At 36.1% G+C, this 11,991-nt stretch carries 11 protein-coding genes; 4 read left to right on the top strand and 7 right to left on the bottom strand.

Features of this window, described 5'->3' with window-relative positions; all coding sequences use genetic code 11:
- Positions 1-84: 84 nt before the first annotated feature.
- Positions 85-1,065, bottom strand: coding sequence for a DUF4097 family beta strand repeat-containing protein (locus tag GCQ56_RS10745; protein WP_152734461.1), 981 nt, complete (start codon positions 1,063-1,065; stop codon positions 85-87).
- 167 nt (positions 1,066-1,232) lie between these two features.
- On the opposite strand from GCQ56_RS10745, the gene GCQ56_RS10750 reads away from it, so the two are divergent.
- Together GCQ56_RS10750 and rlmN are read left to right on the top strand one after the other, a co-directional pair.
- Complete coding sequence (locus GCQ56_RS10750) at positions 1,233-1,904, top strand: ferredoxin--NADP reductase (protein WP_152734462.1); 672 nt, start codon at positions 1,233-1,235, stop codon at positions 1,902-1,904.
- Positions 1,905-1,924: 20 nt separating this feature from the next.
- Positions 1,925-2,968 carry a 23S rRNA (adenine(2503)-C(2))-methyltransferase RlmN gene (rlmN, locus tag GCQ56_RS10755; RefSeq protein ID WP_152734463.1) on the top strand — a complete coding sequence of 348 codons (1,044 nt, stop codon included), beginning with the start codon at positions 1,925-1,927 and terminating at the stop codon, positions 2,966-2,968.
- A gap of 52 nt (positions 2,969-3,020) precedes the next feature.
- Here rlmN and GCQ56_RS10760 read toward each other — a convergent pair whose 3' ends face one another.
- The 4 genes from GCQ56_RS10760 to GCQ56_RS10775 form a co-directional block, all read right to left on the bottom strand.
- On the bottom strand, positions 3,021-4,040 hold the full coding sequence (locus GCQ56_RS10760; RefSeq protein WP_152734464.1) for a LacI family DNA-binding transcriptional regulator: 1,020 nt from the start codon (positions 4,038-4,040) through the stop codon (positions 3,021-3,023).
- Positions 4,041-4,234: 194 nt separating this feature from the next.
- Positions 4,235-4,948, bottom strand: coding sequence for a pirin family protein (locus GCQ56_RS10765; RefSeq protein WP_152734465.1), 714 nt, complete (start codon positions 4,946-4,948; stop codon positions 4,235-4,237).
- 175 nt (positions 4,949-5,123) lie between these two features.
- A complete protein-coding gene (locus GCQ56_RS10770; RefSeq protein WP_152734466.1) occupies positions 5,124-6,515 on the bottom strand; it encodes an aldehyde dehydrogenase family protein in 1,392 nt (463 codons plus the stop codon).
- 24 nt (positions 6,516-6,539) lie between these two features.
- Complete coding sequence (locus GCQ56_RS10775; protein WP_152734467.1) at positions 6,540-8,180, bottom strand: acetolactate synthase large subunit; 1,641 nt, start codon at positions 8,178-8,180, stop codon at positions 6,540-6,542.
- Between the two features lie 234 nt (positions 8,181-8,414).
- Between GCQ56_RS10775 and GCQ56_RS10780 the strand changes: the two genes are divergently transcribed.
- Both GCQ56_RS10780 and GCQ56_RS10785 read left to right on the top strand, forming a co-directional pair.
- The gene (locus tag GCQ56_RS10780) at positions 8,415-9,119 is read left to right on the top strand and encodes a LexA family transcriptional regulator (protein ID WP_152734468.1); all 705 of its coding nucleotides are present in this window, start codon (positions 8,415-8,417) and stop codon (positions 9,117-9,119) included.
- 264 nt (positions 9,120-9,383) lie between these two features.
- Positions 9,384-10,328, top strand: coding sequence for a DMT family transporter (locus tag GCQ56_RS10785; protein ID WP_152734469.1), 945 nt, complete (start codon positions 9,384-9,386; stop codon positions 10,326-10,328).
- A gap of 11 nt (positions 10,329-10,339) precedes the next feature.
- Here GCQ56_RS10785 and GCQ56_RS20285 read toward each other — a convergent pair whose 3' ends face one another.
- Positions 10,340-10,918 carry a hypothetical protein gene (locus GCQ56_RS20285; protein ID WP_193323767.1) on the bottom strand — a complete coding sequence of 193 codons (579 nt, stop codon included), beginning with the start codon at positions 10,916-10,918 and terminating at the stop codon, positions 10,340-10,342.
- A gap of 158 nt (positions 10,919-11,076) precedes the next feature.
- Positions 11,077-11,955, bottom strand: a complete 879-nt coding sequence (locus tag GCQ56_RS10795; RefSeq protein ID WP_152734470.1) for a cation diffusion facilitator family transporter — start codon at positions 11,953-11,955, stop codon at positions 11,077-11,079.
- Positions 11,956-11,991 lie beyond the last annotated feature (36 nt).

The raw sequence follows: 11,991 nt of genomic DNA on the forward strand, positions 1-11,991 counted from the left end.
GTTAACATCACACTCCCTGTACGTAAACGCACAAAAAAAGAGGATCTTCATCCTCTCTTTTCTATTTTAAATAATCAATTTCAATTATCGATACGACTGATCGCCTGAACTACTCTTTCCATGAATCCAAATATCGCCGTTTGCCATATAAAGTTTCTTATCTGCAGTTCTATTTCCAGCTCTTAAATTACCCGAAGATGCTCTAAGATCGAAACTCAGTTGATCGGGGTCATTTCTCAAACTTAAAGTTACATTGCCTGAAGTCGTATCAAAAAATGATTCTCCTACTAAAACAAGATTATCACCTTGAATATCTCCTGATGTTGTAGTCAAATGTAAAACCGTTTTTGAATCGCTTATTTCAATGCCTCCTGAAGAAGATACATTTTTCAATCTTCCAGTCAATCGTTCAATTTCAATATCACCCGAAGAAGTTCTAGACTGTATATCACCTTCAATATCCTTAAATTCGAGATCGCCCGAAGAGGCTTTACTAGTTACATTTCCAACTATATATTTAATTTCCTGATCTCCTGATGATGATTCGCTAGTTAAATTTCCTATTAAATCTTTAACTAAAATTTCACCTGAACTAGTAACGATATCGAGATCGCCCTTAATTTTCTGAATATTTAAATCTCCAGATGAAGCTCGAAACTTAGAATATCTTGAAACAATATTCTCGCAATACAAATCTCCAGAGGAATTTCTAATGTTTAACTTGATATCAGAAGGAACTTTTAGACTAAGCTCTCCATTAATATTCCCATAAAACGAATTGGGAGATTCAATCCAGATACTTAAAACTCCTCCATTTAATTCATGTCGGATTGCAAACTTTTTCTTTTTGGAGGATTTCCCTTTAATAACACCTTCAAATCTAACATCAGATCTATCTTCACCATTTATTTCCACATCACAAAACGATCCTTTTAGCTCAATACTTTTAACTCCTTTGTAAGTTTCATTCGCATCAGCAAAAATGGTCTGTGAAAACAAACTGTATGATCCCAACATAAAGACTAACAAAAGAAAAATAGGTTTTATTTTTTTATAAATTTTCATACGATATGATTTTTAAGATTGAATGAGTAATTTCAAGAACACTATATATGAGACGCTTCTATTTATAGATTAGTTACAATTTTTTGAAAGGATTTATATTTGTGTACGTTTCTATTTAGAATCTTTTTAAATAATTATTATCTTTGCCCATTCAAAAGAAAAAAAATATGAATTCAAATACAGATCAGCAAAACAAACTTTCAACCACAACTATTATCGAAAATAAAGCTATCGCTCCTGGAGTGTACGTCTTAAAATACAAGAAAATAAAGGATTTTAAAGCCGGACAATACATTGGCTTAACCACCGATTTAGAAGTCACTCCACGTTTATATACAATTGCTAGTGGCGTAAATTCGGATGAAGTACAAGTTCTCTATAATATTAAAGACGATGGTTGGTTGACCCCAAGATTAAGCGAAATAAAACCAGGTTCTGAGTTGTACATTACCGATCCGGATGGTGATTTTATTGACGATGCATCTCCTGCATGGTGGATAGCATCTGGAACAGGTATTGCTCCTTTCTCAGCGATGTTTCGATCTGGATTAATCGAAAATAAAAAATTAATTCACGGAGGTAGATATACACATTCATTCTATTTCGAAGATGAGTTTAAACCAGCATTTAAAGACAATTACATTAGATGTTGTTCTCAAGAGAGTGGTGATGGTTTGTATAGTGGAAGATTAACACGATATTTGCAGGATATTCCGGAATTACCTGCTAAATGCAAATTCTTTTTATGTGGTAGTCCGGAAATGGTAGTAGAAGTAAGAGATTTACTAATCAACCGTGGAGTTGCTTACAATAGAATCGTTGCTGAAATCTACTTTTAAGATAATATCAAAGCTACAAAATGGGTAAAGAAATCCTTTTAGGAAAAACACTTACGGAACTAACAGAAATTGTAAAAGAATTAGGTCTTCCGAAGTTTACAGCGAAGCAAATTGCTGACTGGTTGTATAAAAAAGATGTGAATAAAATTGATGAGATGTCCAACCTTTCTCTTAAGGCAAGAACTGCTCTAAAAGAGAGATTTGATTTTGGAACAACATTAACCACAAAGGAGCAAGCTTCGGTTGATGGAACTAAGAAATACCTTTACCCAACGAATCATCCTGACAAATTCATAGAAACCGCATATATTCCAGATAGGGAAAGAAATACACTTTGTGTTTCGTCCCAAGTAGGTTGTAAAATGGGTTGCTTGTTCTGTATGACAGGGAAGCAAGGTTTTCAGGGACAATTAACAAGTGGTGAGATTATCAATCAAGTTCGCAGTTTACCTGAGAGAGACAGCTTGACCAATATTGTATACATGGGAATGGGCGAACCATTGGATAATGTTCCTGAAGTAATGAAATCACTTGAAATTCTTACTTCGGAATATGGAATGGCAATGAGTCCAAGAAGAATTACCGTTTCTACTATTGGCATTATCCCAGGTATGATAGAATTTCTGGAGAATAGCGAATGTCATTTAGCGGTTAGTTTACACACTCCATTTGATGATGAGAGAAAGAAACTGATGCCGGTTCAGAATGTTTATCCAGTTAAGGATGTGCTTAAAATTATTAAGGATTTTGACTTTGGCAGACAAAGAAGAATATCCTTTGAATACATCATGTTTAAAGGAATTAACGATACCGCTAAGCATGTAAAAGAACTTTGTAAGATTCTTGATGGAATAAAATGTAGAATCAACCTGATTCGTTTTCATCCTATCCCAAATACTCCTCTTGATGGTTCTGATGAAGAAACCATGGAGTATTTCAAAGAGCAATTGAATAAGAAAGGAATTACTACAACCATACGCCGATCACGAGGTTTAGATATATTTGCCGCCTGCGGACTACTCTCTACAAAAGAGCTGGTCAAGCGACAAAACGAAGATTTTTAAAACAAAAAATCCTGCTCAATGAGCAGGATTTTTTTATATCTGAATTTCAAGATTATTTTTCACTTGATGTTCTTACCAAAAGATCGGCATGAACCACAACCTCTTTCGCATCTTTTGCTCCTGGCTTGTCTTCCATTTGATCGAACAGCAATTTCGCAGCCTCACGACCTACTTGTTTAGGATTTTGATCCATAGTAGACATAGAAGGTTCCATATAACGAGAACGACGACTATTCGAGAATCCTACTACAGCAAGCTCTTCCGGAATTTTAATTCCCAATTCTTTTGCCGCAGCAATTGCTCCAATTGCCAATTCATCGTTAATTGCGAAGAAAGCATCAGGACGATTAGAACGACTCAATAATTCCAATGAAGCCTTTTTTGCATCCTCTACTGTGAAATCACAACGAGAAATTAAAGTTTCATCCAGATTCATTCCCTTATCAGCTAAAGCTTTTTTATAACCACGCATACGGTTTCTACCATATAGCATGTATTCTGGTCCGGTTAAAAAAGCTACACGCTTTGCTCCACCATCTATTAGATGATTTACAGCAGTATAGGCAGCAGCAGCATCATCAGCAACTACTTTCGAAACCTCAAGTTCTTTCGAAGTTCTATCGAAAAGTACCATAGGTACTCCCAAATCCTGAATTTTATGAATGTGATCGTATGTACTTGTAGCACGAGAAAGCGATAGAATAATACCGTCCATTCTCATATTTAAAAATCCGTTTACATTCTTCTCTTCCTTCTCCATTTTTTCATTTGAAGAACTCACGAATACCTGATAACCAAACTCATCTGCAACCTGTTCAATTCCCTTTACCACTGAAGCATAAAATGAACTTACAATTTGAGGTACTACTACACCAATTGTATTCGATTTCTGTGTTTTCAATGCTACTGCTAATGGATTTGGCTGATACTTTAACTCTTTCGCTAATTTCTGAACCGATTCTCTGGTTTGAAGACTAATTTCGGGGTTATTTTTTAGAGCTCGAGAGACAGTAGAAACAGAAATATTCAATTTTTCCGCAATGTCCTTGATGGTAACTGGTCGGTTTGCCATAGTATATAATTTTGATACTTACTTTGTATAAATCAGACAACTGATATTAAGGTAATGACTTTTATCAGTTTTTCCAACATCACACAAAGATAGTATAATTACGATAGCATCCACCTTGAAGAACTTACTTTTTAAAGCTGTTTCCTGATATTTTACAGCACTTCCAAAAGCTTAACATACTAATAACAATAATATTAACTCATCGGAACTTCTAAGACTAGAAACTCCGAATCTCTTATTACATTCAGCTGAATTTCATTCTTGTTATACAAACCAAAACCATCTCTGGATCTAATTATTTGTCCTTCAATTAACAATTCTCCATCAATCAAAAAAATATAAATTCCATTTGATTTTGAATACCTTACATAGTCAATACTTTCTCCACTTTTCAGTATCCCTTTAGAAATAAATGCATTTTGATTGATTTCAAGTACATCTTCTTTTGAATTCATGGGAGCCACAATAAGATGTATACCACTTTTATCTCGAGAAATGGAGAAAATTTTCTGATCGTATCTTGGTTTTACTCCTTTACTTAATGGTAAAATCCAAACTTGTAAAAAATGAGCTTCCTCTGTTAAAGAGGCATTGTATTCAGAATGCATTATTCCAGTTCCTGCACTCATAACCTGCACTTCATTCTCAGATATAATTTCCTCATGTCCTGTGCTGTCCTTATGTAGTAGCCCTCCTTTTATTGGTATTGATATGATTTCCATATCCTGATGCGGATGCGTTCCAAAACCCATTCCACCCTTTATCATATCATCATTTAGTACTCTTAATGTGCCAAAACTAATTCGCTCTGGACAATAATAATCTGCAAAACTAAATGTATGCCTACTATCTAACCAATCTAATCTTGAAGTGCCTCTCGAATCTGCTGAATGATACACCTTTTTCATCTCAAACCTCCTGTCTTAAAATCATTTACTACAAATATATGGGATAGTTATCTTGAAGTAAATGGACAATTCTCAGTTTCAACTGTACTTTTAAAAGATTAAAAGTGTAGCACATACATATCTAAAAAGAAAGCCCGAATATCAATCCGGGCTTCTACATTATTTATGATTATTCTTACAACACTTTTGATTTTATTACCATTAATTTTTCGCGTGTCATTTCATGCATTGAATAAGGGATTCCTCCTGTTCCAATACCCGATGCATCTCTTCCTCCAAAAGGCATCCAGTCTACACGAAATGCAGTATGATCATTCACCATTACAGTGGATGCATTAAATTGGTTCACCGCATTCAAAGCCAAATCAAGATTTGAGGTAAAAACTGCAGATTGAAAAGCCAAAGGCAGTGAATTCGATCGATGGATAGCCTCCTGAATATCCGAATAGGAATACACACAAATAACAGGACCAAACACCTCGTGTTGCGATACTTTCGAATGCTGACATGGATTTAGTAAAACAGTCGGTTCATAACAAGTATCTGAAATTCGCCTACCTCCACAAAGCAATACTGCTCCATCTTTCACAGCCTCATCAACCCATTGTTCTACTCTATCCGCTTCGTAAGTTTGAATTAGTGGTCCAACTTCAGTAGTTGGATCTAAAGGATCTCCAACTTTTAAAGCTTTAGCATTCTGCACCAATTTCTTTGTGAACTCATCAATAATCTGTTCTTGTACAAATACCCTTTGCACCGAAACACAAACCTGACCAGCATGATAAAAACCACCTTTTGCTAACAAAGGTACGGTTTGATCCAAATCCGCATCAGCTTCAACAACAACTGGAGCGGATCCTCCATGCTCCAATGCACATCTAGTTCCTGGCGCAAGCTTTGACCTTAGACTCCAACCTACCTCTGCCGATCCAATAAAAGAAAGATAATTTACTCTTGAATCTTTCACCAATTTTTCAGCATTTGCTCGATCACAGATTACCGCTTCTGCCCAATCATCTGGCAAACCAGCTTCTTTCATCATCTTTACCAATTCAATAGCCGACATGGGAGTTGTTGTTGCAGGTTTGATTAATACAGGACAACCAACCGCAAAAGCAGGAATAATTTGGTGAACAGCTAGATTTAGCGGATGATTAAATGCACTCACACTAAGAACAACACCAATAGGTTCGCGCATGGTAAAAGCCCAGCGATTGATAGAAGCTGCAGTGGTTCCCATAGGAACCTGTTCTCCCTTCATCTGACCAATGTGCTCAATTGCCAATTGAACTCCATTTATGGCTCTTAAAACCTCTACTTTACTATCCTGATATGGTTTTCCACCTTCTGCGGCTGCAATTTTTGTAAGCTCCTCAACGCGAGTCTGCATAATTGCCTTGGTTTTTTCCAATATTTCAATTCGTTGATAAGGCTCTAACCATCGAGATCTATCCTGAAAAAGAGCGTATGCTTTTGATATCTTTTCCTCCACTTGCTGTTCATTCAATAGGGGAATTTCTTGTATTAAACTACCATCGAATGGCGAATTTACTTTTATTGTGTTCATTGTTTGTGTGTGTTTATTTGTGCATTACAAAATACATGTTTTTGCGTAAAGTTCTTCGTTCAGTACTTTATGATTTTCGGAATAATCAACAGGAACATCAATCAAATGAACGCCTTTGCTTTCGATGCACTTTTGTAGCGTTTGAGTAAAATTTTCGGGACAATTCACTCTGTGTCCAATTGCTCCGTAACTTTCTGCGTATTTCACAAAATCAGGATTACCGTAATCCAAACCAAAATTCTCGAAATTCTGAGCTGCCTGTTTCCACTTAATCATACCATAAGCACTATCGTTCAAAATCACAATTACCAAATCCAAGTTTAAACGAACCGCTGTTTCCAATTCCTGAGAATTCATCATGAATCCGCCGTCTCCACATACTGTAACAACTGGTCTATCGGGATGCACCATTTTTGCCGCCATAGCCGAAGGAAATCCTGCTCCCATGGTAGCCAATGCATTATCCAATAATATGGTATTGGGTTGATAAGCTGGAAAATTTCTGGCAAACCAGATCTTGTAAACTCCATTATCTAAAGTTAGAATACCATTTTCGGGCAATGCCTTTCTAACTTCCGAAACTAAAAATTGAGGAATTAAAGGAAACTGTGAGTTATCTGAATTAGTAGAGATGTGTTTGTCTACTTCCTTCTTTATCCTTTCATAGTAATCGAATTTCCAATCTTGCTGAATCTCGATTAAACCTGTTAATTCTTTTATCGAAAATGCAATATCTCCCACCACATTCAGTTGCGGAAAATATACCTCATCAACCTGTGCGGCGAAAAAGTTTACATGAATAACCTTCTTGCCACCATGTTCCATAAAAAATGGAGGTTTTTCAATTACGTCATGCCCAACATTTACGATCAAATCAGCTCGTTCTAAAGCGCAATGTAAATAATCATGATCCGATAAGGCTGCAGTTCCCAAATAAAGTGGATGACGCTCATCAACAACGCCTTTTCCCATTTGAGTATTGAAGAAGTACATTCCTGTTTTATCAATGAATTCACATAAAGCCTCTGATGTTCTTTTACGGTTTGCTCCAGCACCAATTAGTAACAACGGACGTTTGGCTTCCTGAATCATTTCCACAGCTTTTTGTAAGGATTTAATTTCAGGATTTGCACGACGAATGTGATTGGTCTCAAATAAAGTTTCGATGGTATCCTCTGCTGCCACATCTTCGGGCAATTCCAAATGCACAGCTCCAGGGCGCTCCTCAACAGCGACTCGAAAAGCCTCCCGAACCAAGGCAGGAATATTATTTCCATTTACTATTTGGCGGGTAAATTTTGTGATGGGTTTCATCATATCTACCACATCTAATATCTGAAAACGACCTTGTTTGCTTGTTTTTATTGGTTTTTGACCCGTTATCATGATCATGGGCATTCCGCCCAACTGAGCGTAAGCTGCTGCTGTTACAAAGTTGGTAGCTCCCGGACCCAATGTTGCCAAACAAACACCAGGCTTACCAGTTAATCTGCCATAGGTAGCAGCCATAAATCCTGCAGCCTGCTCGTGTCGTGTTAAAATCAATTTTATATCTGATTCTTTTACAGAATTCAAAAAATCCAGATTTTCTTCACCTGGAATTCCAAAAATATACTCTACTCCCTCGTTCTCTAATGCTTTTACAATTAAATCTGATGCCTTCATATCACATAACCTCCATTAACAAGTACAAAATCAATTCTTAACTCAATATTTTGATACAATTATTTATTGCATGCCATTTTTCATTGAATCTATAATTTACTCAATTAAAATTAGTTGGAAGAATCTGATTGGTAAATGGACAGTTTTAAGAATCAATTGTACTTTTTTGAGGTCAAAAGCTTAACACAAAGCATTACATTTGTTGTCCGAAATTTTTAATTACCGACTTTACACATGAAGAACTTAAATAACAACTTAAAACATTTACGACTAAGAAAGCGATTGTCTCAAAACGGATTATCAGCTCGAATTGGCGTGGGTTCGTCATCTATCAGCGCTTACGAAAAAAGAAGAAGCGTACCCAAAATTGCTACTCTTTTAAAGTATTCGAACTACTTCAACCGAAATTTAGAAGAGTTGGTGAATGGTAATTTAAATTTAGCCGATAAAGAAGCCAAGCAAGACACCAAAGGAGAGAAATTAAGAGTTCTGCCAATTCTGGTTGATGATAAGAATGAGGAAATGATAAGCCTTGTTCCTGTAAAAGCTGCGGCTGGATATCTTAACGGACACTCCGATGCAGAATTCATTAGCGAACTTCCGAATTTCAGAATGCCATTTGCCGAGTTATCGGAAAATAAGACTTACCGTGCTTTTCAGATTGAGGGCGAAAGTATGCTTCCTGTTCCCGCCGGCGCTTATATCATTTGTGAATACCTGCAGGATTGGGAAATGATTAAAAATAATAACAGTCACATTGTTGTTACTACTGATGATGGTATTGTATACAAGCGTGTAGTAAAAGATTTCGATAACAACCAGCTACTATTGAACTCCGATAACAAGGAATATTTATCCTTTGAGGTAAGTCTGAACCAAGTGGTTGAGGTATGGAAAGCATTGGGTTTTGTTTCGTTCCAATTGCCAGAGATGGTTTAAATAATTAATAGCATTCAGCTGACAGCCAACAGCTGTCAGCACAATAAACCACATGTCTAGCATCTTCGAGATGCTAGACATGTTACTGCCTGGTTCCATAAACCTGAGGTTCGAGATATGGAAATCATAAGCTTTTGAAAAGCTGAATTACCTGAAATAAATCATATTAAATAATTCAAAACAAGGCATTTTCGAATCGTTCTTTTTCATACATTTGCTTGCATTTATTAATTCTAAATAAAGAAACTGTAGAACTGCAAACAAATGAATAAACTCGTAAATTCAAGCAATTTAAAGGGCGTATTGTACGCCATGCTTACCGCATTATTATGGGGATTTCTTCCCATTTTTCTTAAGGTTGCCTTAAAGGAAATCGATCCAATAAGTATCGTTTGGTTTCGCTTTACATTTGCCTTTGCCGTGCTGTTTATTTATTACTTGCTAACCGACAAAAAGCAGTTAAAAATATTTACCCGTCCTCCACTGATATTAGTGATTGCAGCCGTAGCACTTGGAGTTAACTACCTGGGTTTTTTACAAGGATTGAATTACACAAGTCCAAGCAATGCTCAAATCATTATACAAACCGGTCCCATTTTACTTGCCCTGGTAGGTGTAATTTTCTTTAAGGAGAGACTAAATTACAAGCAAATGATTGGTTTTGCCATTGCAGGTTTAGGCTTGTTCCTTTTCTATCGCAACCAACTGCAAACTTTCATTCACGATACCGATGCCTTTAACAAAGGATTTTTCTGGGTAGAATTGGCTGCCGTGACTTGGGTTTTATATGCTGCATTACAGAAGAAACTGGTTCAGCAATATCCTGCACAGGTGCTTAATATGGTCTTATATGGTATTCCTGCATTAATCTACACGCCAATGGCTGATTTTTCAGCTTTCTCTGGTTTATCCTTCAACACTTGGTTAATTGTTATTTTTCTTGGCATAAATACCTTAGTGGCTTATGGGAGTATTGCCTTGGCTTTTAAATATACCGAAGCCTATAAGGTAAGTATCATTGTTACCCTCAACCCAATCATCACTTTACTAACAATGGCTGTTCTTACCGAAATGCAGGTAGACTGGATTAAGGCAGAAAACCTTACCATTTATTCTTTATTAGGAGCGGTTTTGGTTATTGGTGGTGCTATTACAGCTGTGTTCTTTTCCAAGAAAACGAAAGTGTTAAAAGAAAAACAAATCGCTTAAACAATAAATCCTTACTTATTAACGATCTCCATTACACGAATGGCATCTGTAATCGGAAGAATTTTCACTCTCTGATTTACCCATAAGAAAATAACATTGTTGTTTTTTCCTATCAGGTTACCACTAATGGTTTTGCTATCGATATAGTGAATTTTATATTTCTCCTTTGAATTAATTGAAGAGTGAGATAGTTCCCCGTAATAGTCTGCTGCAAAATACAAATAAGCCATTAACCCCAACATAAAGGTTATTTTCTTATACGTTGTGTGCCACGATTTTCTACTTAAACCAAAAGAAAAAACAGAATAAGATTTGGGGAATTTTTTCTCCAAAAATTTATCGAATTTGTAAAGAAGATAAATCAATGTTAATGAAGCAAAAGTAAACAACACGATTATAAAATCTTGAAAAGGAGCAATAAGAAAATCGAACACATCAGCATATTGAAAAATATTTATACCAAACTCAGAAAACTTTTGATGCTTAAATAACATTCCCATTCCCACCATAAAAAGGTAAAAAACAGTTACTACAGATTGCAATTCTTTAATTATAAGCTCATAAGAATCCTTAATTAATCCTTCTTTCATTTCCATAGTTGCTAAGCTAGTGTGAGATCATGAAAGTAAGAAATTATTAAGAGGAAAACTATACTGATAATTATTATGAGTCCCCAAAACACCTCCCCCCGCTTATGAAGTAAAGGTATAATCTCTGCAATATTTAGAGTTGAAGTTTCTGTTACAAACTAAACATGATCTCTGGGTTCAATATGAATTGTGGCTACAAATCCGTATTTCTTTTTAATCTCCTTTTCAATTTCAGTAGAAATATCATGCGCAATTTTTATCGACATATCGTGAGGTAATTTGATATGAAAGGTTACTTCGGTAAAATCGCCATAATTGTGCACATGAAAATGGTGCGGATTAATTGCATGCGGATATACCTCTTCACAGGTTTTTTTCAGATCATTCAGCAATTCCTTATCCGGACTTTCGCCAAGCAAAGAATGGATGGAATCTCTAATAATTTCGTAAGCTGCATAGCCAATCATAATGGCAACAATTAAGCCCAGAGCACCATCAATCCACCAGAAATACTTCCCTAAAAATATTCCAACTAAGATTACAAGCGACGAAACAGCATCGCTTCGGTGGTGCCAGGCATCGGCTTTAAGTACTTTCGAATTGGTTTTTCGTGCACCATAAAATGCAAACTGTGCCAATGCTTCTTTCACAACAATGGATATAATCATCACCACAATAGCAATGGTTCCGAACTGAGAGGACTCACCATTTTTTAAGGTGTGGTATGATTCGATAACAAAATCGAAGGCTACTAAAAGCAGAAGAATTCCAATGATGAATGCACTTATTAAATCGGCACGACCATGACCAAATGGATGATCTTCATCGGCTGGCTTTTTAGATATCTTAGCTCCAATCAATACAATCACAGAACTCAAACTATCGGATAAGGTGTGCCAGGCATCGGCAATAATTGCAATGGAACCGGTAACCAAACCAGCCCAATACTTCAATATAAAAAGCACAACATTCCCCGCAATGGAAAGCCAACCCTCCGCTTCAGCCCAATTCGACTTATCTAGTTTGAATTTATTCAAATTTATATTGGATTTTACTTTTCTAATTTACTCAAT

The organism is Marinifilum sp. N1E240 (genome assembly GCF_009295825.1).
Lineage (GTDB): Bacteria > Bacteroidota > Bacteroidia > Bacteroidales > Marinifilaceae > Marinifilum_A > Marinifilum_A sediminis.